The sequence below is a fragment of the Prolixibacteraceae bacterium genome, assembly GCA_019720755.1.
In the GTDB taxonomy this organism is placed as follows: Bacteria; Bacteroidota; Bacteroidia; order Bacteroidales; family Prolixibacteraceae; genus Halosquirtibacter; species Halosquirtibacter laminarini.
Window position 1 is genome coordinate 1834447 of sequence record CP081303.1, and the last position, 25512, is coordinate 1859958.

Consider the following 25512-nt stretch of genomic DNA (forward strand, 5'->3'; position numbering starts at 1 on the left):
TAGATGAAATGGACAGTTATAAGCCCAGCCCAATGGCTTGAAAATGAAAAAGAACTTTATGCATTCCTATTCTCCTTGGGGATAGATTTTATTCGCATACGCAAGCCCAATCATAGGGCTTGCGATATGAATAATTTCCTTACGACAATACCAAAAGAGATACATCATAAATGTATTGTTCATCACCCAGAGTGTAATATGGATCCCTTTCCCAACATAGGAATTCATAGATCTCAACCACAACCGAATGATTTGAATAATGGAAGAATCCTATCATCCAACCTACATTTCATCCATGAGTTGTCTAAAGTGACAGCATGTGATCAAGTATTGGTAAGTCCTATTTTTGATAGTATAAGCAAAACAAACTACCACTCTCAGTGGAATGCTTCTACCCTCTCCTTTATAAAGGAACACAATCAAATCGATTGGATTGCATTAGGAGGTATTGCCATAGGACGAGAACAAGAACTTCTAGATATGGGATTCAAACATGCTGCATTGATGGGAGCACTATGGTCGAATACCATAATTGGAAAGGATATCCACTACGGAGAGCTAAAATTGAGATTAAAAGATATTCTGTCATGAAAGTAGATACAAATAAGTTTCGATTACAGTTCATTACTCATGGCAAAACAGCCGATGAGATTTTAGAGCAAGTAGCATCAGTACTTCACGGTGGAGGACGATGGATACAGTTTCGGATGAAAGAGATTGACAATGATTCGTTTATCTCTATTGCGAAAGAGATAAAAAAGATGACCGATAAATATGATGCAACATTCATTATCAATGATCATGTTTCTGTCGCAAAAGAAATTGGTGCTTCAGGAGTTCATATCGGAATGAACGATACCTCCCCTGCAAAAGCTCGAGAAATACTTGGAGACTCCTTTATTATCGGTGGAACTGCAAACACTTTAACAACGATTAAAGAGATCGAACAGCATGTAGACTATATTGGTCTTGGACCTTATCGCTATACTTCTACTAAAAAGAACCTGAGTGCAATTTTAGGACTTGATGGATATAAACGCATCTATGATGAATGGAGTGGATGGCAACAAACACCAATCGTAGCTATTGGGGGAATAGAGTATAACGACCTATCCCCTCTTTTGTCATCCTCAATACAGGGGATCGCAGTATCAAGTTCAATAATTAAATCAAAAACAATCACTAAAGAGACATTAAAATGGATCCAAAAAATATCATTCACAACAATCAACTAACCATTGCAAATAAGTCTTTTAGATCACGACTTTTTGTTGGAACAGGAAAATATAGTTCTAATGAAGTAATGGAAGAATCCATTCTAGCTTCTCATTCCGAACTAGTTACGATGGCATTAAAAAGAGTTGACTTAGACAAAAAAGGTGCAGATGATATCCTAAAGCACCTCAATCACCCACACATCCATCTTCTACCAAATACTTCAGGGGTAAGAGATGCAGAAGAGGCAATCTTCGCTGCCATGATGGCAAGAGAAGCATTGGGCACAAACTGGGTTAAGCTAGAAATTCATCCAAATCCTAGACACCTACTTCCCGATGCATTCGAAACTGTGAAAGCATCCAAACAACTAGTAAAAGAGGGATTTGTCGTTTTGCCTTATATCATTGCAGATCCTATTACCTGTAAACGCCTTGAAGAGGTTGGTTGCCAAGCAGTAATGCCTCTAGCCTCTGCAATAGGCACCAATCAAGGAGTTACAAATATGCAGATGCTGCAGTATATCATAGAGCAAAGCAATGTCCCTGTAATTATTGACGCAGGACTAGGTGCCCCTTCACATGCAGCCAAGGCGATGGAAATGGGTGCAGATGCCTGTCTGGTAAACACTGCTATTGCAAACAGTAAAGACCCTGTGAAGATGGCACTAGCTTTCCACTTAGCAATAGAATCTGGAAGAATGGCTTATGAAAGCAAATTGGCTACAAGTCATACACTGAATGCCAAAGCAACCTCCCCACTTACCTCATTTTTGGAACGATGAAAAACAACAAAGAGACTTTCTACAACAAACTACAGAAACATTCTTGGGATGACATCAAAAAAAGGACACAAGACTATACTGAGAAAGAGGTCATTGAGGCACTGAACCATTCCAAACCTACTATTGATCACTTTGGAGCACTCATCTCTAAAGCAGCACTTCCCTACTTGGAAGAGATGGCATATTTAAGTCAACAAAAAACACAACAACGTTTCGGAAAGACGATGCAGTTGTATATCCCCATGTATTTATCAAATTACTGCTCTAATGGTTGTATCTATTGTGGGTTCAATGCCAAGAATGATATTCCGAGAAAACGTTTGGATGTACAAGAGATTACCGAAGAAGCAGACCATATACTGAAATTAGGAATACGAAACCTTCTTTTGGTTACAGGAGAAGATAATCGCAATTTCTCTACTAAAGATCTAGTCCATGCAGTAAAAATATTGGTTCCACTATTCGATCAAATCTCTATCGAAGTTCAACCGATGAGTATCGAAGATTATAAAACACTCAACGAGGCAGGGGTACATTCTGTATATGTCTATCAAGAGACCTATAACGAACTTATATACCCAGACTATCATCCATTTGGACAAAAACGAAAATTCCAATATCGTTTAGAGACTCCAGAACGAATTGCAGAAGCAGGAATACACAAAGTAGGCCTTGGTGTACTTCTAGGACTAGACGATTGGCGAACGGAAGCTATTTTACTTGCTGGACATCTACATTACCTGGAGAAACATTATTGGAAAACAGTTTACAGCCTCTCTTTTCCACGCCTTCGTCCAAATGAAGGTCATTTTGAACCTAAAAATCCAATTTCTGATACAGAACTACTTCAACTAATTTGTGCTTTCCGTATATATAATCCTTTTGTTGAGTTAGCGCTATCTACCCGCGAATCAGCTTTTTTCAGAGACCATCTTATATCACTTGGAATCACCTCCATGAGTGCAGGATCTAAAACAGAACCAGGAGGCTATAGTCACGAAGACAAGGCTCTAAAGCAGTTTGAGATAGAAGACTCAAGGACTGTAGATGAAGTAGTTAAATCTATTCAACAAGCTGGTTACGAGGCTGTATGGAAAGATTGGGATCATATTTTATCAGCAACCACTCAGAAAAAAGAGACTTATGCATCGATACGATAGACATTTTGAACTTTCAGATTTTACAAATCACGATCAAGAGAAGCTTAAGAATGCTTCTCTTTTAATCGTTGGTGCTGGGGGGCTAGGTAGTCCTCTCTTCTCGTATCTTATAGGTGCTGGAATTGGTAAAATAACCATTTATGAACCTGACACTGTATCCTATAGTAATCTTCATAGACAAACCATATACAGTACAGAAGATGTTGGAAAATTAAAATCTGAGATATGTGAAGCAGAAGCAAGAAAAAAGAACACAGACTGTGTTCTCATTGCAATTTCAGAATATTTTGCATTAGATACAGTTCCAATCGGTTTCTTTGATCTCATAATAGCTTCTCCTGATAATTACGATGCAAGAATTGCTGCGGATCAATTTGCAGCAAAACATCACATCCCAATCATTCATGGAGCAGTACAAGAGTATCAGGGATATTTAATGATCCTCGAATCACATAGTAGTTTGAGATATAGAGATATTTTTCCTACTCCAATGGTCAAAACAAAACAAAGTAAAGGAATACTGGGACCTGTTGCTGGAATTATTGGAAGTCACATGGCACTTAAAGCAATACAGATACTTAGAGAAACAGAAAACATAAGTTCTACCCTTTGGGATTTTGACCTACTAGAGCTAAAGACATCTAAAATAGCATTATCATGAGCAATATAGAAAAAAAAAATCCGATCGTTTTGTCTATAGCAGGAAGCGATTCAAGTGGTGGAGCTGGCATTCAGGCTGACATAAAAACGATCACGACTCATGGTTGTTATGCGGCAACCACCATCACCTGTGTTACCTCACAGAATAGTCATGGCATTTTTGATATTGTACCGATCCCTACCTCCAACATCATTTCGCAAATCGAAACGACACTTCAAGACTATGAAGTCGATGCAATAAAAATAGGAATGGTTTATGATTCAGATATTATTGGAGCTATTGTAGAAGTATTAAAGGACACCGATATTCCCATTGTAATTGATCCAGTTATGGTTGCTTCATCTTCTCAAAGCCTCACACAACAAAAGGCTATCGATTCGATGAAAAAAAAACTATTACCTTTAGCCACAATCATTACTCCAAATATTCCTGAGGCAAAAATACTTTTGGGCAGTAGATGGGTAGAAAACCTAAAGGTAAATGCATGGAACCTAGCAAGAGACTTTGGATGCAATGTCCTTTTAAAAACGGGACACCTTTCTAGAATAGAAGATATTCTAGTAGAAGTACAAACGGAGACATTGTCCCTTTTTGCTTTTAATAAATTAGAAACAACCAATACTCATGGTACAGGTTGTACCCTTTCTGCTGCTATTGCTAGTGAGATTGCAAAAGGAAATCCATTAAAAGAAGCAGTAAACCTCTCCACAAAATACATACATGAGCTTTTGAAAGCTTCCATGAATATGGGAGATCATATTTTCAATGGTCCGATGTATCATTGTATAGTAAACGGTTAAAATTGATATTCCGCACTCAACTAAATATATAGTTGAGTGCGGAATTATATAAGGTGTTATAACTCAGATATCGTATTCAAAAGAACACTTTTGTAATCATCAGAATACTCCCAAAACATTACTCCTCCAAGATTATTTTTACGTACATAACGCATCTTAATCTTCATTGATTTTGGCGTTTCATAAGAGATAAAAATGTTCTTTTCAGCATTATAAAGGTAAGGACATTTTGCTTTCTTATCCCAATATTTTTTGTAACCATTTGCTTTTGTACACTCAGTCACAATCTTTTTATAAGGGTATATATATCCTACTTCTTCAGCGGAAGCCCAAAGTCCATCTTTTTGTTCTTTGCTTACTTTTGTCCAGCGACGGCCATAGAAAGGGATGCCAAGTACTAACTTCTCAGCAGGAACCCCCTCGTCTAAGTGTCTTTGGATAGCTCCCACACCACTAATCTCTTTAGCACCATTTCTTACTTCAGCATCAAAAAGATTCGCATGATGCCCAGTAGTATGATCAAAACCGCCATACATATCGTAAGTCATAATATTAATAAAATCTAAATATTTTTGAGCAATACCAAGGGTCGTGTTATCAGTATATGCTTTGTCTGCACCTGTAGCAATGGTAAGAAGGTAGTGTTTTTTATCTTTGTCTAGTTCTTTACGAATGGTTTCTAACAATAAATTAAAATTGTCACCATCTTCTGACCTAAACTTATTATCTTCCCCTAGCTGTCCAGGGTACTCCCAATCTAGGTCAATCCCATCAAAACGATATTTCTTCATTAGAGCGACAGCCCCTTTCGCAAATTTAAGACGAGAAGCCTTCGTCAAAGCAATATCAGAAAAGTGATTACTCCATACCCAACCTCCAATAGAAAAAAGTAATTTCGTATTTGGGCTTTCAGCATCCCGTTTCAACACCAACTCCTGAATTAAACGAGGATCTTGCTCAAGCATAAACTTTGGCACCCCATCCACAATATTCGCGAACGCATAGTTAATATGGGTCATCTTACTTATCTGCACTTCAGAAACAGGGAGCCCTGTCCATCCTGCATAATAACCGATAACCTTTTGATTACCAGCGAAAATAGGTAGCGAAAGAAACATGGCTACCAAAAACAAAAAAGTCTGTTTTCTCATCATCAAATGTACGTTAATTTTCAACGAGTGAATTTAATGAAAAAAAAACAGACCTTTAGCCTAATTAGAAGTTCTTAGTGATTGAAAACAATTAATTATAGTTTCAATTCATACTATTTTTCATATTCTTTGATAGAGGCGACTTTCAATTTCTCTAAAAATTCAGTAATTCCCTCTAAGTGCTCTTTCACCCTCTTATCTTTAAACTCAAATACTTTCTGAGCCAAACCATCTAAGAAATCTCTATCATGCGAAACCAAAATAATTGTCCCATCAAAATCAATGAGCGCTTGTTTCAAAATATCTTTGGTACGTAAATCCAAGTGGTTTGTAGGCTCATCGAGAATCAAAACATTGGTCGGTTCTAGAAGAAGCTTCACCATTGCAAGACGCGTACGCTCTCCTCCTGAAAGCACCTTCACCTTTTTATCCCAATCCTCTTTAGAGAACATAAAAGCTCCCAAATAATCCTTTATTTTCGTTCGAATATCTCCTTTAGCCACCTCATCGATGGTTTCAAAAACAGACAAAGTCTCATCTAACAAAGAGGCTTCATTTTGAGCAAAATAGGCAATTTGGGCATTATGTCCAATATTCAAATCACCTTGATGTTCAAGCTCCTTCATAATACACTTAATCATCGTCGATTTTCCCTCTCCATTTTTACCTACAAACGAAACTTTATCCCCTCGTTCAATAGTAAATGAGACATCCTTAAAAACTTGAAGATCGCCATAACTTTTACATACATTATCTGCAATAACAGGATAATCTCCAGATCTAGGAGAAGGTGGAAATTTCACACGAAGACGAGATGTATCCTCTGGATCTACCTCAATTCGCTCTAGTTTTTCTAACATACGAACACGTGACTGAACCTGAAGTGTTTTAGAGTAAGTTCCTTTGAACCGTTCAATAAACTCCATGTTTGAATCGATCATCTTTTGTTGCTCTTCATATGCCTTCAACTGCTTCTCTCGACGTTCAGCACGAAGTTGCAAATAGTTCGAATAGTTCACCTTATAATCATAGATACGTCCCATAGTAACCTCAATGGTTCTAGTAGTAATACTATCCACAAAAGTTCTGTCGTGAGAGATTACCATCACCGCTTTAGACGATTCCACAAGAAAATTCTCCAACCATTGTACAGATTCAATATCAAGGTGATTGGTAGGCTCATCCAAAAGAATCAAATCAGGATTCTTCAACAATAACTTCGCCAACTCAATACGCATTCTCCATCCCCCACTAAACTCCGTAGTAGGTCTATTGAAATCAGAACGAACAAAACCCAAACCAATCAAAACCTTCTCTATCTCAGCATCAAAATTGATCTCTCCTTCGCTATATAATTTCTCACTTAGTGTAGAAACCTCCTCTATAATCTTATAATAAGAATCTGATTCATAATCAGTCCGAGTAGTCAGCTCTTTATTTAGAAACTCAAGACGTTTTTGCATCCCTAACACTTCAGCAAAAGCCTGAGATGTCTCCTCAAATACAGTCCTATTATCATCTAAAAGAAGATGCTGAGGCAGATATCCAATAACGGCATCATTGGGCGCAGAAATCTTTCCCGAACTCGGAGTCTGCACTCCTGCAATAATCTTTAATAAAGTAGACTTTCCAGCGCCATTTTTCCCCATTAAAGCAACCCTATCCCCTGGATTAATCACAAAAGAGATATTACTAAAAAGGGTCGTTCCACTAAATTCAATTCCTAAATTGTCGACCGATATCATGGTGTTATATTATTTTTTCGTTTGGAAGCGTAAAGATAAATAAAGTCCCTTTTTGTGAAAGCTTTGCCTAAATAAATAATCTTTTTTGTACATCACTTATTACGAAAAAACATACATTATTATTTGCTAATTACAGGTTGAAGCATACAATGAAAAACAAATAGGCAAAAACACCAAAATATGGCTCATTTGTCTAACACGAAATATCATTGCCGATATCATTATTGGACATGCAACTTTTTTACAGGACAAAAAGTTAAACCGCACATTGATTATACAATTTCATGAACAAGCCACGCTATACCGTTAATGTTTTACAACATGCATACAACCTTTAACAGTCTGTAGTTTAGGTGAGTCAGGACCATTATAATAGACAATCATAGTTTTACTATACATCCCGGAATGCAAGGTATCGTATTTTATTTCTATTCCTCCACTCTTACCTGCGGTGATTGTTTTTTTTATACCACTTAGGTACTGTACAGCCGCAAGAAGTTTTTACAATTAGGATAATAACAGGCGTATTTCCTGTATTTATAAACAGATAAATATAGTTTGCTTTTTGGTTAATTTTTAATTCTCCAAAATTGTATTCGTTAACGATAAATTTGATTTAAGAATTATTCTGCCCTACCCTTGATTTACATCCAACTTAAACGAAAATTATTGTTATTACAACTATAATATATCTATGCATATCAATATATTTTTATTTGTTGATCTTTAAAAATATCCATCAGTTCATTTTCCGAAGCAAAATGATATATACTAAGTTATTCAGGGCTAATTCATAAAGGAAATATTACTTCTTATTTTCACGTTTTCATTCATTCTCGTTGATGAAATCATTCTGACCTGAAAATTTGATCTGTTCAAAATATTTTCTTACAAAGTAAATCCTTTAATCGCATTTATCCTTTTATGAATAAGCCTTGCTGAGTTATTATACTATATAAAATATTCTCCCAAAGTATAACAGTTGTCTAAATACTTTTCACAGAGCAAGGCTAGATTGTATCACCTATTTTAGTTTTAATACATTGGCTTTTTCCCAACATAAAACACTTTTTTGTTTAAAAAAACGAATTGTTGGCAATTTATTCTACATTAGCTGCATTTAATGCCTATTTTTTTCATACAAGTTAAAATCAATAGTTTTTAAAACGACCATTTGTTTTTAGACTTTCTAATCGATAATACAATAAAGGAATAAAATAAAGGCTCACGATTGTGCCGATTATCATGCCTCCAATTACTGCTAGTGCCAGTGGGCGTTGTAATTCTGCTCCAATTCCCGAAATAAATAAAAAAGGAAGTAATGCCAATATGGTAGTAAGACTAGTCATTAAAATAGGCTTTAACCTTCGCTGCCCTGCAACCGCCAAAGCACGAAGAAGTGTATAGCCTTGTTTACGTAATTGAACGATGGTGTCAATCTTAAGAATCGAATCATTGATTATTATCCCGCTCATAACAATAATACCTATTAATGACATTAAGTTCAGACTTTCTCCAAATATCCGAAGAAACAAAAAAGCTCCAAAAATATCAACTGGAACTTCGAGCAATACAATTAAGGGCAAGCTCAACGATTCGAATTGCGATGCTAATATAAAATACAATAAAAATAGCGAGATAGCCAGGATTATCAATAGTTCTTTTAATAGTTCCCGATTTGAATAAATGGTTCCGTCAAAATCAACCTCAAAATTAGCGTTAGTACTTGCCAGTGTTTTGATCCTATTAATAATGCTTTCAGCGTTATGTTCATCTGGACTTAAGTTTATAGGATAATATTCCCCCTCCCGCCCCGCAGTTATATTTTTAAGTGCTTGTTCCTTATCTTCTCTTAATAACGAATATAACCTAATTTGTTCTCCCTTATTATTTGGTGCTGTAAGGCCTTCTAATATTTCGTTTATCAGATGGGGTTTACTACCAAGAATGACCGGGGTTAATTGTTGGTTCTCTGTAATAATTAATATTTTATTTTCGCTAAAAGCACTTTTTAGTGCCCGATAAACAGCTTCAAAGGATATATTAAAAGCTGTAAGTTTGTCGGGAGACATTTTAACGACCATGTGCTCTTCCCATGTAATGGGGGCAATGGTTTGGTTTGGAAGTTCTTCTTTTATCTGTTTAATAAAATATTGCAGTTTGGAATATTTCTGTTGCCCAAAATCTTGTGTTGCCCTTAACTTGGCTATTAATGGAGGAGAATTATCAGAAAAAAGAAGATCAAAAATATTACCAGTATCAGAGAACTTATGAAGTGCTGATGCATAATTCATTTCAATATAGTTTTTTATAGCTGTTTTAACTGTATCTAGATTTTCTGAAGAGGTCGCTTTTAAATATACGATAGTTTCTGATGTTGTTAAATCGGCATTATGATTTAACAGAAATTGCTGGTTGCCTATTAAGGAGGAATGTTTGTCGATAAAATTAGTGTATTCTTTAATTAATCGCTCTGTTCGATTTCTGTTTTCATCCAGATGAATTCGTTCATTCCAATCGATATAAAGCAACGTTTCATCTTTTGTGATATGAGGTAGTTTTTGTTTCTTTAATTGCAGGGATAAAGGGTATATTGCTGATATCATAAACACAAATAAAACCAAACTCCATTTCTGATTTTTCATTACCAAACGAAACCCTTTTTCATATAAAACTCCATAATTAAGGGCATTTATACGGAAAAGAAAGTTCTTTTTTCCTGTTTGCGATTTTGCATATAACATACGATAATAAACCGGCAACAGTGTAATGGATACTGCTAGTGAAGCTAGTAAACCAATGGCAATGGCCATAGCCTGATCGTAGAACAATGCTCCCGAAATGCCACTAATAAATATTAAAGGAATAAATACAGCACAAGTAGTAAGAACAGAACTTAATAAAGGGCGAATAACTTCGTGGGTACCATCGATACAAGCCTGCCCAATATTCTTTCCACGTTCGCGGTGTTGGGTAATGTTGTCAATTACTATTATTGAATTATCAATCATCATTCCCACTCCCAGGATTAGGCCTGAAAGGGATATAATATTTATGGAAATCCCTATAATGAAGAAGAATAGCATGGCTATTACTAGTGAGGTTGGAATGGTTATTCCAATTAAAAAAGGTGTCTTTAAATCTTTCAAAAAAAGGAACATAAGCAGAAATGCCAATAAACTGCCTAGTATTAAACTCTGCTGTAAGTTGGAAATGGAATAATCTAATAATTGAGTTTGGTTGCGGCTAACTTCAAAGTGAATATTTGGGTAATCTTTTTTGATATTTACAATTAAGTTGTTCAACTTATGTTTTAGGTCCTGAATTTGTGCATCCGATTGTTTAATTATTGCCATAGTTATGGCGTCTTCCCCATTGGCTGTAACCAAGCCTTGCCGTTTTGTTGGGTGATAAACTACCTCTGCAATATCTTTTAATTGTAAAAGACGGTCATCTATTTTCAAATAAATGTTTTCAATATTTTTCTTATCTCGTAAAGTTGATTCAAATCGGATATTGTATTGGTATTGTCCATCTCGTATTAAAAGATTTCCCAACTTAATATTATTGGCACGTATAGCTTGTTCTATATCAGATAATTTTACTTGGAGTGCCTCCATTTTTTGTTTGTCCGGCACAATAAGTAACTCAGGAAAAACTTGACCACTGATATCCACCAAGGCTACTTCCTTCAATTGCTCAATACGTTTTTGTACAACCTGACTGCTAAAATTACTAAGATTGATGAATTCCTGTGTGACGGGAAATAGCTCTTTGTCACCGTTTTGTACTTCTATCTTATTTTTTAAGGTAAGGTTTAAGTAAAAAACTGGAATGTCTGTGGCACTTGCCTTAATCACTTTAGGTCGTTGTATTTCTCGTGGAAGACTATTTATGGTCTGATCAATCTTTTCGTTTACTTCAATAAATACAAAATCTATATCAGAGCCATATTCAAAATCAAGATCAATAATACAACTACCATCTCGCGATTTGCTTTTAATATCTACCAAATGGGACACCTGCATTAATTGCTGTCTTAAAGGTTTTGCAACCGTTTGTTCTAACTCTTGTGCCGACCGGTTGGGGAATTTCGCATGAACCGTAACTTTAGGTATATCAATATCTGGCATTAACGATACAGGAAGTTTTGTCAATGAAGATATTCCAAGCAAAAGAATTGCTACAAAAGTCATGCTTACAGCAATGGGGCGTTTTAATAGAAATCTTACCATTTTACTTCTACTTTTGATTCATGTGCGAGATTAAGGTTGTCCGAAACAATAATTGTATCACCAGCTTTCAGTTTTCCTCCTTTGTCTGGATGTGCTATAACTGCATAAGAAGTGCTGTTCTCAAAATTGGTTTGTACATAAGTCCAGCAAGCAATTCCTTCTTTTGTGTATTTAAACAATACCTGTTGATTGTCACGCTGTATAACAGCCCCCTTAGGTACTACCAACTGGTTTTTTATTTCATTTTCTATTAGAATTTTAACATTCATCCCTTCCATTAAATTCCCAGTATTCTGAACTAGTGCTTTAATATCAATTAATCCATTTTCATTTACGATGGGGTTAATCTCAGTGATGTAACCGGAAAAAACTTTATCTGTTGAAAACGGGATGACCTTAATGCTTTTATGAAGTGATATATTAGAAATCTCTGTTTCCAAAACTGGAAATTGAACTTCAAAATTCGTATCATCGATTAGCAGACAAAAAACCTCTCCCGAAGTATTTTCAAATTCTTTGGTTTTGATATCTGCGATTATACCTTGAAATGGTGCAGTTAACGTAGTTAAATTTAGATGATAAATGGCCGTTTTTAGCTCACTTTGAGCAGATGAATAACTCGATTTGCTCTTAGCAATCTGCATAAAGTTTTCAGGTATTTTCTCAGAATCGTCCAATCTGTAACCTAAACTTATAAGGGCATCCTGCAAATCGATAGAAGCTTTGTCTAATCTAAATTTTGCTTGCTCGTACCTTTGCTCTTGTTCAAAACTGTTTAAAATGGCAATCGTATCATTCACTGAGATACGTTGTCCATTTTTAACGAATAGTTTTTCTACAGTTCCATTTGTTTTAAATCTTAAATTCACTTTTCGAGAGGCATGCAATTTACCGTTACTGACCATCTCTTTTCTGAAAGTGGTTTTTTTAAGGGTTATCACTTTCACCAGATTTTTCTCTTCGATGTATTGGCGTTTCGGAATAACTGGATTCGAGTCCTTATTGTTTGATGGCATGCAACTATATATAAATAATGCTACAAATGTTAATAATAATATTTTTGTCATGTTGAATTATATTAGTTGTATAAATTGGCTTTCTGTAGCAAAGTAGATATTGTAACTAAATCTTTTATGATATACTAATTTAGCCGATAGATTTATTATATCATTTGGAAAGTGTCACTTTTTTTAATATTTCTAGTATAGAAATCATTAAATACATATTCCAATTATCCATTTATTAGTATTGTTACTAATAAGAGAATCATTTAACCAAACCTTCATTGCAATTCTTCCCCAATTACCCGTATACATTTCTTGCTCCTTATCAGAAATGAGGATGGCTTTTAAATACATCATAATACCATCTCTATAATCAAAAGGTTGAAGATGCCAACTTGGCTCAAAATACCATAGGATATTTCACCTATAAAATAATACTGATCAATAAAGTCCAAGCGTTAAATTTTGAAAATAATTTCATAGGTAAAGTTATTTTATTTCAAGGTTCATTAATATGGGCAAATAAATAAATATTGCAATCAACGAAAAAATCAATCCACCTATTGCCCCAACGGCAAAAGAAAACCAAAATGCTTCGTTTTGCCCCATCCATATAAAAGGGATTAGCCCCAGAACGGAAGAAATGATAGTTAAAAGTATCGGAATTATTTTATGATTAAAGGCTTTTAAATATAGTTGCATATTGTTCTGTTTGGTGCCTCTTCTTTTTAGATTGTTATAATCGTTGATGATATAAAGTCCTGCATTTACGACTAGTCCACTAAGAAGTATAAATGATGCAAATCCGCCCTGGTCAAAATTAAAATCGAAGAGGTAAAAAGCGAGGAATACTCCAATATAAGAAATGGGAATCATACTGATCACAACAAGTGGTTGAATCAATGATTCGAACAATATACTGGTTAGCAGAAATATTATTGCAATAATAAGGATCAAAAGGTAATACCGTTTTTTGTCGTTCTGTTTCCCCAAATTAGATGAATTGTCTTTTGCAAGATATCCCAATGGTAAGATTTTGTTCATCTCTTTAATATATTCATCTCTTACTATTATTACCAAAGGTATTTGACCAATAAAATTGTAAGCAACATTTAACAGGTATTGTTGGTTGTGTTTATGTATATCATTTCCTGTTCTACGTTGTTTAACCTTTCCTAGGTTTGTTAATTTATATAGTTTATGGTTTAGTTGGATAGGGGTATTTTTAAGATCCCAAACATTACCCCCACCTTCATTATTTGAAACTAAAGAAACGAATTGGTTTTTATTATTGGAAAATACGGGTTTTAGATAACGTTTATATGACCGGTTATTCAGATAGGAGTAAAAACTGTTTAAAGAAATTTCGTTTAAGCAAAATTGCTCTCGATTAAAATCAATAAAATATTCGTTTAACGAATGTGTTCGCCACGAGTTGTCCCCTCCATTTATATCTACCTCCTGAATCCGTTCGTTTTCCAGTAAATTACTTTTTAACTCCTCTGCATAGGCGTAAAGTTGGTCGTAATTGTATCCTTCCAAAATAATCTTACTGTTTTTGTCACCAAAATTCGACTGATTAATAAAGGCGCGACCAAGACCAGAAACTCTCCAATAGAGACCACCCATACTTAGAGCTTTTGAATTAAGTTCTTTTTTTAGGTAATATGGGAAGGAGCTGTTTTCAAATTCCGGTTTAAACTGTATGGTAATGTTTGAGTTTTGATAACCGTTTATGCGTGTTTTGAAAAACTCAATCTCATCGTATTGGCTAATATAGTTTTCTATTTTTTTAGTGACTTCGTTAAGTTGTTGCACGGTGCATCCTTCTGGCATTGATACCATTATATTCAACTTGGTTTGTTGGGGATCAGAATAAAATGAATTTTCAAAAACATGCTCGGTAAACAATCGCAAAGTTCCTCCTAAAACTTTTTCGGCAATGGGTTTAATATCTTCCTGACAACACGTACTGCCAATTGTTTTGTTGTATGCACTTGCAAAAAAGAAATCTTTTTCAACTTTAGTTGGCAACCAATGAATTGGTATCCCAAAACTAAGAATAGCTAATATCAGGAATGCCCATTTAAACCTTTTTCCAAAAACAATAGCCCGAATGTAAAAGTGAGTGAGTTTTATAACCCTCATTTTGCGCCGGTAAAAAAGTCTTTTTTTACTACTTTTTAAACTTATTTTTTCCATTAAGGCTGGAATAAAAAACAAAGCGATAAGTAATGAAACTGAAAGATTGGACATAATAACCAATGCAAAATCCATAAGGTTAATGCGTTGCTGTTCTTTTAAATAAAAAATAACCGAAAGAGATCCAATAGTGGTAAGTGTTGCAGCTAATACAGCCAAAAATGCATTTTTATTGTTGTGGTGTTTTATATGGTCGATCATTATAATGCTGTTATCAATAAGAATTCCAAAAGAAACAGTTATCCCTGCGAGTGAATAAAGATGAATTTCAATTTCTAACAGATAATAAAGAATAACCGCCAAAATCAGATTGGAAAACAGACTGATAGTAATCAGAACCAGATAACGGAAACTGAGAGTAATAAGTAAGACAAATAGTAAAAGTATTAACATAGAGAACAAGGTCTGATAGCCTATCTTGCGAAGCTCTTTGGAAATAAATTCACTGCTATCATTTGCCAGTAAAATAGAAAAGCCGTTTGGCAGATTTTTCCTAATATTTGCAATCTCGGCTTTTACACATTTGGACAGTTTAATATTATTCACATTAATTTCAGGATAGATTACCACATTAATAGCATTCAGTCCATTTATACGAAAATAAGAGTTGGGCATTTGCTCTATATACGATACACTTGCTATATCAGTTAAGAAGACAACCCTATTATCCAGCTTTTTTATTGGTATTTTCTCCCATATAAGTTCTGTAGGAATATCATTTTCGAGAGAAAGACGAATATTTTTGGGGATTTCATCACCTTCCTGAGCAATGTCACCAACTCCAATTATCTCTTTACGGAAATAATTATTTACTGCTTCAGAAATTTCGTCAGCTCCAATATCAAAGTTATCTATTACATTGCTATCAAAGCGAATTTCCCATTCAAATGGGGTAGCACCATAAACCCGAACTTTGTTTACTCCTTTAATGGCTGAAATTTTTGGGATAATATTGTCCTCTGCATATTTTTGGATAAAGTACGAGTTAGAACTTGCGTTTATAGTATAAGTTAATAAAGGTGCGGTTTTTCGTCCACCTGTTCCGAGGGATAACATCGGATACGAAACCTGTTCTGGTAAATCGCTATAGATCCGACGTATAAGTGTCGCGACTTCAAAACGAATGGCATCGAGATTGCACCCTTTTTTGAAATAAAGATTTATTCTACCATTTCCTTTTGATGTAACAGATTTTATTTCCTGAATTCCTCTAATTGAATTTAATAATCCTTCTACTTTTGTTGTTACCTCTTTTTCAATTACCCGAGCTGAAGCATCTGGCCAGGAATAAGAAATTACTATTGAGGGTAATGAACGTGATGGTTCAAGCTGAAAATTAATTAATGGAACAAGGCTAGTGCCTATTATTATTAAGCCAGAAAATATTAGAATGATGCTAAAAGCAGATAGTTTACTTCTATATTTTATATCTCGTACCATTGCTAAGCCTATTCAATTTTTTTGTGGATTCAAGCATGATTATTGGCAACTGTGATCTTTTACTCTGTCTTAAGTATTTCTTGAAACTTAACTCGTATATCGAGTTTTACTTTGCAGAAGAACAGGAAAACAAAATAATATTAAGATTACATTGATCTTATATTTTAATTTTAATAAAGTGAATGTAATCGGCGTCCTTCATTTTAGACTGATCATTTTGTATTGCAAAAAAACCATCATCACAAGCAATAATTTTACTTATCGATGATACCTTAAATGTTTTTATTTCTATAAACTTTAGATTTTCATCAAATAAGATGATACTACGATGTTTCTTATCAATATGATTGAAGAAACGAGAATATTTTTTAGATTCCTTATGATAATACAAAGGTCCGTAATATGGAGTTGCCTTTCTTAAAGCAATAAGACTGGAGTAATCCAGTGCTTTTTTGCCATACAATGGTGAAGGAAAATTTTCACTGATAGGAATATTATTTTCTATCTTTCCAAGATATTGGTTTGTTTCAAGGTCATAGCTATAGATGGAGTGATCAACAGGGTAAGTTACATAGACATGATTATTGTTTTTTAGTTGATACGGATGTTGCATATCATAGTAATATCTTCCCTCTTTCTTCTTTTCAAGAACTCCCTTATATTTACCAAAAATAAATTTCCACTTGCGTTTTTTTAAGTCATAAACCCCATGTCGTTTTATGTTTACATCCCCAATCTCATCCATTGAACTAATAGGACTTAATTTTACAAATAATAAACTATTTTTTACATCTACATCTGGTCCTTCTAAATATGAAGATGTTGCAAATCCATAGCCTTTGGAATGTAGAACTGAATCAAGATTATATGGTATCTCAAGTTCGGGTGATGTCCATTTGTCAATTTCTGCTCCATCTCTGTTTATTAGATAAACCATGGGCCCCTGACTTGACAAAAAATAAATACTATCTATATTATGAACATGCATGTTTGTTATTTCCGTTGTTTTAAACAGATTTGGATCAATACTAATTTGATCAATATGCTTCTTTTCGACTAAATCAATTATATTTAACTGGAGTGGAGCAAGCAAGTTTACAGCAAATAGATATCTGTTATCATAAAGCTCAACCACATGATAGTAATTGTATGAATTGTTGGGTATCTTAACCCTAAATGAATCTTGTTTTATAAAAAATGAACTATTTATGTCACTACGTTCATTATTTATAATATTAACTTTCTTATTCTTATCATTGCAACTAAACAATAGAATTGATAAAATGGTATAGATTAGTAAGAATCTCATTGCTAGATATTTTTTATTATTTACTTTTTATAGTAACATAGAATGCTACTATAAGCAGAATTGGTTTGACTTTTTATTATAGAACCAAAATTACAAGGGATATATAAACCGATACCGAGTTTGCCATTCTTAAAACTGTTTTCCCCAACTAGGATAAGATTTTCATCAAACATAAAGAATAGCAAATAAATAAACCCTCAAAAGAAACCTATTAGTACGGCGGAACTTTTTCGTTGTTATTAATAATAGAAGTAATGTTGAATAAAGAAATGCTAATCATTTATTAAATAAATTGACGAAATACGACAGAGCGTATTGAATAGTATTTAAAAATAATAAGATAGTAAAGTCTCCATAACATATTTGCCTTCCAAAATAACCGATTTAATATAACAAACAAGAAAAACTACTTAATATACATAAAAAGTAAATTTGAGTTGAATACATGTTATAATTTAAACTTTCGTCACCTAAAATTGGCGTAGCTGAGATGGCAAATATAATAAACAAAGATATAAATCTTATTATCCTAAAATTCACTTTTGGATAGATAGATAATTGAAATAGACTAGAAGTCATTTAGCTATAGATTAGTTAGTTGTTTTATTTAATATGGCATTAACAAATATATGAGATATTATATAAAAAACTTTCCATATTCTAATATATATTTAATGTTTTAGAACATCAATCATTACACACAACAAGACACATCTAACTTAAATCAGTAAACTGCACTTGTTCATAAAATATTACTTCCATTCAAGTCATAAATGCAACGCTATATTCTAAATTTAAGGTTTGTTAAATTATGGAACTATGGGGTACAAAAAAAGAGGGCACCCATCATCGATGCATACCCTCCTTGATATTTATTAAAACTTACTTATTTAAAATCGACATTGATTCTTATTCGTATACTTTCAATGCTTCTTCTCCATCGAGATAACGTTGTGCATTAGAGTACATAGCATCCATTTCATCTTCTCCTGGATGAATACTTATTGGAGCTAAGAAAGAGACACGACGAGAGATCTCTGCCACCATAGCTTTGTCATAAGCAAGTCCTCCTGTAATTAGAATCGCATCCACTTTTCCAGCAACGACAGTGGCCATCTCACCAATTGCTTTTGAGATCTGATAAGCCATTACATCAATCATATGCTGAGCTTTATCATCGCCTGCTTCTGCCCTACTTTGAATCTCCAGACCATCAGAAGTCCCAAGATGCGCAACAAAACCTCCACGTCCACAGATCATTTTACGAATTGCACTTTGGGTGTAATCTCCTGAGAAACAAAGATCCACTAGTTGTCCATTAGGAAGCGATCCACTACGTTCTGGTGAAAGTGGTCCTTCTCCATCCAACGCATTGTTCACATCGATGATATTTCCTTTTTCATGAATACCTACTGAGACTCCACCACCTAAATGAGCTACAATCAGATTCAATGAATCATATGGTTTGGAGATACTATTGGCATAAGCTCTTGCTACCGCCTTTTGATTTAAAGCATGAAAAATAGACTTACGTTCAAAAAGAGGATGACCTGCAGTTCTAGCAAGTGCAGCCAACTCATCTGTCACTACTGGATCAGAAATAAAAGCTTGTGTATTTGGTATCTTTGATGCTAAATCATATGCCAATAGAGGAGCAAGATTACTTGCATGCATTCCATACTGACGACTATTTATATCATCTATCATGGCTTGATTCACCTCATAAACACCTGACTCTAAAGGTTTGGTTAAGCCTCCTCTTGCAACAATTACATTTACTGCTCCTGGACCTATATTCTCCGCTCCTAGCTCTTTAAGAATCATCTTTTTTCTAAAAGCAAACTGATCATATATTGTCTCATACTGAGCCAATTCTTCTGCTGAATGTCTGATCGTTTTTAGAAAAACACACTTCTTGTTTTGGTATACTGCGATCTTGGTAGATGTACTACCAGGATTAATTGCTAAAACTTTAGTCTCTTTCATATTTCGTGATTGTTGTTAGTTTGAGAGTATTGCTCCCAATGCTATTGAATTGATTTTACATTGCACACTATCTCCTCTAGAAGTTAATACTACAGGAATATTTGCGCCCATTACAATTGCTGCGGTATCTGCACCCATAAGTTTTGTTGCACTCTTATAGAATACATTTCCAGATTCTAGGTTTGCAAAAACCAAGCCATTACATTTTCCACCTGCTCGGCTCTTATATCCCTTCTCTTCTACTGCTTCCATATCAAGAGCCAAATCTAAAGAGATAGGTCCTTCGACTATTACATCTTTGGCCTCTTCAAAATGTTTCTTTACCTCGACGGCATCGGTCGAAGAGATCACTTTTTTAGATACTACTTCTGAAGGAGTGATGATGCCAATGCAAGGGTTTTCTATTCCTATTCTTTGGAATATCTCCTTTTGATAGTTCACCATCTGAATTTTGTGTTCAATGGTAGGTTGCGGAATGATTGCAACATCCGATGCGATCAATAGACGATCAAAGCTCGGAATAGAGATGGCACAGACATGAGACAATACCGATCCCCTATTAAATAGTTCGGCATCTTTGGCTAAGATCGCACGCATATACTGATCGGTAGTCAAACTTCCTTTCATTACAAAATCTGCCTCTTTCTCTTTCAATAATACCACACTCTTTGCAATAGACTCCTCTAAAGAAGTCGTATTATATATTGTGAATGCTTTCAAATCGTACCCCTCTTCTTTACAGATTTCTTCGATCTTATCTTGAGATCCAGTCAACAGAACATCACAAACTCCATTTTGTTGTGCAACATAAGCTGCATTTAACGTATGGTGATCCATTCCATGCATAATTACTAAACGACGCTTTGTTCCTTTTTTTGCTACGTCAACTAATGTATCTAAAGAGATGCTTTTCATGTCCTTTTTTTTATTTTAAATATAGATATTTTGATGGTTCTCACTAATGATCAATGCCACCCTTTTCATTTTTAATAATTTGCAGCTCAATAATTCATTTTAGAATAGATATATTACTATTTACATGAACCTAGGTTGACATTCTATCTGTATTCTATCAATTGCCTAAAGATTATTAAATAGACCTCTTTCTTGTTTATGTGTTATACAATAGTTTTTTTATCATTTTTGTCCATTTTAGATAAAAAAACATCACCTAAAAGATTAGTTGATTAATCTTTATTTCGTTTTTTCTTTCAAGACACTCTTTCTACGAAGAACTTGTTTCAGATCTAGGAATATAAAAAATCATATTCCCTTAGTAGGAAAAAATCGATTAAGCCTCATCCTTCAATGCACGAAAAAACACTTCTCATATATGTATGAATTGTATTTTTTTAATAGCAAATAGAAAAAATATTATTAGTGAAGAAGTGTTACACGAAAAATAGACGAACCCCACCACTAAGCAAAAAGCAGAAAAGTACACGTCTATTAAATATCACATGAAACTTCACTAAAGCGAAGTAGATATATACAAAGCAATAATATTATGAATAAAGAACTATATGAGGAAACTCAAAAGAGGTTGATAAAACCCGTTTCCGTAAATGAAGCAGAACAATTAATCCATTCGATGCCACAATTAGAAATTCTTGATGGACGAAATATCGAAAATTATCAGCAAGGACATATTGAAGGAGCACAATTAATAGATGCTTTTAGCCCAGATGCAGGAAGTAGATTGTTGGAATTAGATAAGAATATCCCCTACTTGGTATATTGTACCACGAATGTTCGAAGTACCATGATTGTACGCTTTATGCATGACCAAGGATTTAAAGAAGTTTATCATATGGTAGAAGGAATGGTGGGATGGATAGAACATCAAAAAGATACAGTCTCCTCTTAACGATGTGAGAAAACAACCATACTCAAAGCCCTTCGACAAGCTCAGAGACCACTTCTCAAAGGGCTCAAAACAATGAACAGACATCAAATAGAGACAGTCTCCTCTTAACGATGTGAGAAAACAACCATACTCAAAGCCCTTCGACAAGCTCAGGGACCACTTATCGAAGGGCTCAAAACAATGAACAGACATCAAATAGAGACAGTCTCCTCTTAACGATGTGAGAAAACAACCATACTCAAAGCCCTTCGACAAGCTCAGGGATCTAATTGTCGAAATACAGGACCGCACTACAACATTATAGTTACTGTATCTCATGGGCCCCTTTGATATTAAAGTATCTGCATTTCGAAGCACAGATATCAGAACCATACAACAAATTTTCACCACAAAACGCAATGTCAATAAAAGCATAAACTCCCTATCGTCCTATATCATCACTCCTTATTCCATAGCATATATCTTATCTCAATCATCCGTGGATAGTTTAATTTGCTTGAATTTCTTCCGTCCAAATGCTTTCTTATAAAGCTTAGGAGATGGACAATACAATGTAGCGACTTTTGGAAACACCTCTTTTCCTATAACAGGAGGTATCAATGCAAGAGAGACAACATCAGAAAAGTGGTCACATTCTTTAAAAGCTTCATCCCTTATAGATGTAAGAGAAGATGGTAAGGATAACTTTCCTGTAAAACCATTACAACCAGCAAAAGCTGAATATCCGATAGATGTCACAGATGAAGGAATGGTCAAATCCCCAGAGAAGCTACAACATCCAGCGAAAGCTGAGCGTCTTATAGAGGTAATGGATGATGGTAATCGCAATTCTCCTGTCAAATGAGAACAACCTTCAAATACTGATTCATCCACATAGGTGATATATTTAGGCATAACAAGGGAACCTGTAAATCCACTACAACCTCGAAACGCAGATGCACCAATTATTGTCAATGAAGAAGGTAAAACAAGAGAACCTGTAAGACCTTTACAACCATAAAAACTACCTCTTTCGATAGACGTCAAAGTAGAAGGCAGTTTTAATTCTCCAGTCAACCCACTGCAAGCCCGAAAACAATCCTCCCCTATAAAAGTCAAGGTAGAGGGTAAAGTCAAAGATCCATCCAAACCATTACAACCACTAAAAGTGGAAGCCTCCATAAAATTAATAGCTTGAGGTAACCTCAGTGGACCAGTAAGTCCATGGCAATCTTTAAAAGCAGATCCCCCTATATATTTGACAGACGAAGGAAAAACCAAGGAACCCGTTAATTTAGAACAACCTGCAAAGGCTGCTTCACCAATAATTTTGAGAGAACTAGGGAGGATCAAATTTCCACTCAAGTTCTCACAGCCACGAAAAGCCTCATCTCCAACAGAACGTACAGACAATGGCAATATCAACGAACCTGAAAGTTTCCCACAATATCTAAAAACAGAAGATTCAATAGACATAAGAGAAGAAGGGATAGTCAAACTTCCTGTTAAATTAAAACAACTATCAAAAGCACTCATACCAATATGTTTTAACGTTGGAGATAGTGATAGTTTTCCATTAAAGCCCTTGCAATCAGCAAAAGCACACATGCCAATATTTTTTAACAAAGAAGGTAATATGAGATCCCCAGTCAGTCCATCACACCCATTAAAAGCATATTTTCCAATAGAAACAATCGTTTGTGGCAAAATCAAGGGCCCCTTAAACCCATATTTTTTTTTCAGTTCATCACAACCTCTGAAAGCATAATCATCGATAGCTAAGACTCTTTTTTTACCAATAGTCTCTGGAATAACAAACTTATCTTTGGGATAGTCCCCTTTATAGTCTTTAATAATGCAACCAATGAGCACCTTTCCATCTGAAGAGGTACAACTATACTTTGCAACGACAAACTTATTCACTTCTTGTGACCACACGGATTCCATAAGAAGGAGAGAAAAAATAAAACAGATAAGTTTTTTCATATCAAACAAATAACTAAAATACAACTTGAATAGACAATCACTTTGACATCATAGAGGATTGAAATAATCCAATGAAAGCATAAACGCTTCACTCTGTCACAATAGAATCAAAAGTTTTAAATACGGATCTCTTTTTATATACAGAGGGAGTTGAACAAATAAGCGTTGTAATACTACTTGGAAAAGATTGGGCTTCTAACTTGGGAGGTTTCGTACTGGTAATATGAATCTCTTTAAACCCCGTACACCCATCAAAAGAATAGAGCCCAACTTCACGTACAGAAGCAGGCAAAGTTAAGCGACCGGAAAAACCGCTACAATCCTCAAATACGGATGCTTCAATAGTTACTAGAGAATCAGGTAAAGAGAGGATTCCAGTAAAACCACTACAACCTGAAAATGCAGATTTACCAATACTCACTACGGATGAAGGGAAGTTTAATGATCCCGTAAAGCCACTACAATTACAAAAAGCAAATGCACCAATACTTCGCAAAGAGGTTGGGAATAGCAATGGACCAACAAAACCTCTACAATCATCAAATGCAGAATCCCCTATCGACTCCAAGCCAACAGGAAGTGTAAGCCAACCTCGCAAACCTGTACACCCATTAAATGCAAATTCTCCGATCCTATTTAAAGAAGAGGGCAATGTTAAAAGACCAATAAAGCCATTACAATCAGAGAAAGCTCCCTCTCCGATCTCTTCTATCGAAGAAGGAAGTGTCAGTGTCCCATGAAGACCTCTACACTCGGCGAACACATAATTTCTGATGTTTTTTATACTAGATGGGAGGACTAAGGTTCCATCGAAACCACTACATCCCGCAAATGCAGATGATCCCAAAGACTCTAATGATTCGGGAAGTGTCAGACTACCACGCAAACCATAGCATATATAGAAAGCGTGACTCTCGATAGTCTTAAGTGAAGTGGGAAAATTTAAAACACAATCAAAACTATAACAACCATAAAAGGCTGATCTTCTAATAGAGACCAAAGAGGTTGGCAAAGTCAATATCCCATCAAAACCTTCACAACCATAAAACACCGACTCTTCTAACGAGGTTATAGAAGAGGGAAGTTTCAAGTCTCCTGTGAAACCACTACAGTTATAAAAAGCATATGCACCTATCGACTCTAATTTAGTAGAGAGAGTCAAAGTTCCATCAAACCCAGTGCATTCATAAAATGCTCTCCGTCGAATTGTCTTTAAAGACGAAGGGCAAATTAAACTTCCTGTAAGGCCACAACAACCTTCAAAAGCAAAAGCTCCTATTGAAACCAAAGAAGTAGATAATGTCAATTTCCCCTCGAAACCAACACATTCACCAAAAGCTTTCTTCTCAATGGATACAACAGAGTTCGGAATGATCAAATTCCCTGTCAGATGACGACACCCAAAAAATGTATACTCCTTTATTTCCTTTAATGAGGAGGACAAAGTCAAGGTTCCTGTAAGGTTCCCACATTTGTAAAATGCAAACCCTCCTAAATATTCGATGGATGAAGGGAGAGTCAAAGCTCCCGTTAGCTCCTGACATCCATCAAAAGCAGACTCTCCAATATAAGTTAGTGAAGTGGGAAAATTTAAAGGTCCTCTTAATTTACGACAACGATAGAAGGCTGTCTCTTCAATCACTCTTAGGAAAGATGGGAATACCAAAGGACCTTGAATCTTTTGACATTCACTAAAAGCGTCGCTCCCAATGGCCAATACAGGCTTATTATTTATTCTTTCAGGGATAACAAATTTATCTTCAGGAAAAGTTCCATGATACCCTTTAATAAGATATCCTCTAAGTTGCATTCCCAAATCACCATTATATATGTACTCTTCCACATCAAACTGATCCACATCTTGTCCCCATACATTAGAGACAACAAAGGATAAAACAATTAATACAAAAAACTTTCTCATGTTCGGTTTATTATATTTCACACCCTATTTTCTTTTTCCATCTGATCCATGGAAAGCATTCCATTAT

Annotated in this window: 18 protein-coding genes; 7 read left to right on the forward strand and 11 right to left on the reverse strand. The window is 35.0% G+C overall.

What is annotated here, in order from left to right; all coding sequences use genetic code 11:
• Positions 1–3: 3 nt before the first annotated feature.
• From K4L44_07370 to thiD, 6 genes are read left to right on the forward strand one after another with little or no spacing between them, the layout of a single operon-like run.
• Positions 4–591, forward strand: a complete 588-nt coding sequence (locus K4L44_07370; protein ID QZE15644.1) for a thiamine phosphate synthase — start codon at positions 4–6, stop codon at positions 589–591.
• Positions 588–1235 carry a thiamine phosphate synthase gene (thiE, locus tag K4L44_07375; protein ID QZE15645.1) on the forward strand — a complete coding sequence of 216 codons (648 nt, stop codon included), beginning with the start codon at positions 588–590 and terminating at the stop codon, positions 1233–1235. The genes K4L44_07370 and thiE overlap by 4 nt, the downstream gene beginning before the upstream one ends.
• On the forward strand, positions 1199–1999 hold the full coding sequence (locus tag K4L44_07380; protein ID QZE15646.1) for a thiazole synthase: 801 nt from the start codon (positions 1199–1201) through the stop codon (positions 1997–1999). Before thiE ends, K4L44_07380 begins: the two co-directional genes overlap by 37 nt.
• Positions 1996–3159, forward strand: a complete 1164-nt coding sequence (thiH, locus tag K4L44_07385; GenBank protein ID QZE15647.1) for a 2-iminoacetate synthase ThiH — start codon at positions 1996–1998, stop codon at positions 3157–3159. The genes K4L44_07380 and thiH overlap by 4 nt, the downstream gene beginning before the upstream one ends.
• Entirely contained in the window at positions 3143–3820 is a 678-nt protein-coding gene (locus K4L44_07390) for a HesA/MoeB/ThiF family protein (protein QZE15648.1), read from the forward strand. The genes thiH and K4L44_07390 overlap by 17 nt, the downstream gene beginning before the upstream one ends.
• Positions 3817–4620 (forward strand): bifunctional hydroxymethylpyrimidine kinase/phosphomethylpyrimidine kinase, encoded by an 804-nt coding sequence (thiD, locus tag K4L44_07395; GenBank protein ID QZE15649.1) that lies wholly within the window; start codon positions 3817–3819, stop codon positions 4618–4620. The genes K4L44_07390 and thiD overlap by 4 nt, the downstream gene beginning before the upstream one ends.
• 56 nt (positions 4621–4676) lie before the next feature.
• On the opposite strand, the gene K4L44_07400 is transcribed toward thiD, so the two are convergent.
• The 9 genes from K4L44_07400 to K4L44_07440 form a co-directional block, all read right to left on the reverse strand.
• Complete coding sequence (locus tag K4L44_07400) at positions 4677–5774, reverse strand: glycoside hydrolase family 18 protein (protein ID QZE15650.1); 1098 nt, start codon at positions 5772–5774, stop codon at positions 4677–4679.
• A gap of 110 nt (positions 5775–5884) precedes the next feature.
• The gene (locus K4L44_07405; GenBank protein QZE15651.1) at positions 5885–7516 is read right to left on the reverse strand and encodes an ATP-binding cassette domain-containing protein; all 1632 of its coding nucleotides are present in this window, start codon (positions 7514–7516) and stop codon (positions 5885–5887) included.
• 442 nt (positions 7517–7958) lie between these two features.
• Positions 7959–8132, reverse strand: coding sequence for a DUF1573 domain-containing protein (locus K4L44_07410; GenBank protein QZE15970.1), 174 nt, complete (start codon positions 8130–8132; stop codon positions 7959–7961).
• 535 nt (positions 8133–8667) lie between these two features.
• Positions 8668–11751 (reverse strand): efflux RND transporter permease subunit, encoded by a 3084-nt coding sequence (locus tag K4L44_07415; protein ID QZE15652.1) that lies wholly within the window; start codon positions 11749–11751, stop codon positions 8668–8670.
• On the reverse strand, positions 11745–12818 hold the full coding sequence (locus K4L44_07420; GenBank protein ID QZE15653.1) for an efflux RND transporter periplasmic adaptor subunit: 1074 nt from the start codon (positions 12816–12818) through the stop codon (positions 11745–11747). The genes K4L44_07415 and K4L44_07420 overlap by 7 nt, the downstream gene beginning before the upstream one ends.
• A gap of 426 nt (positions 12819–13244) precedes the next feature.
• On the reverse strand, positions 13245–16397 hold the full coding sequence (locus K4L44_07425) for an efflux RND transporter permease subunit (protein QZE15654.1): 3153 nt from the start codon (positions 16395–16397) through the stop codon (positions 13245–13247).
• A gap of 157 nt (positions 16398–16554) precedes the next feature.
• A complete protein-coding gene (locus tag K4L44_07430) occupies positions 16555–17706 on the reverse strand; it encodes a DUF4221 domain-containing protein (GenBank protein QZE15655.1) in 1152 nt (383 codons plus the stop codon).
• Positions 17707–18615: 909 nt separating this feature from the next.
• Positions 18616–19692: a butyrate kinase gene (buk, locus tag K4L44_07435; GenBank protein ID QZE15656.1), complete on the reverse strand. Its 1077-nt coding sequence runs from the start codon at positions 19690–19692 to the stop codon at positions 18616–18618.
• 15 nt (positions 19693–19707) lie between these two features.
• Positions 19708–20607 (reverse strand): hypothetical protein, encoded by a 900-nt coding sequence (locus tag K4L44_07440; protein QZE15657.1) that lies wholly within the window; start codon positions 20605–20607, stop codon positions 19708–19710.
• A gap of 592 nt (positions 20608–21199) precedes the next feature.
• On the opposite strand from K4L44_07440, the gene K4L44_07445 reads away from it, so the two are divergent.
• The gene (locus K4L44_07445; protein ID QZE15658.1) at positions 21200–21559 is read left to right on the forward strand and encodes a rhodanese-like domain-containing protein; all 360 of its coding nucleotides are present in this window, start codon (positions 21200–21202) and stop codon (positions 21557–21559) included.
• A 468-nt stretch (positions 21560–22027) separates the two neighbouring features.
• On the opposite strand, the gene K4L44_07450 is transcribed toward K4L44_07445, so the two are convergent.
• Entirely contained in the window at positions 22028–23524 is a 1497-nt protein-coding gene (locus K4L44_07450) for a leucine-rich repeat domain-containing protein (GenBank protein ID QZE15659.1), read from the reverse strand.
• 88 nt (positions 23525–23612) lie between these two features.
• Positions 23613–25445, reverse strand: a complete 1833-nt coding sequence (locus tag K4L44_07455) for a leucine-rich repeat domain-containing protein (GenBank protein QZE15660.1) — start codon at positions 25443–25445, stop codon at positions 23613–23615.
• Between the last annotated feature and the right edge of the window lie 67 nt (positions 25446–25512).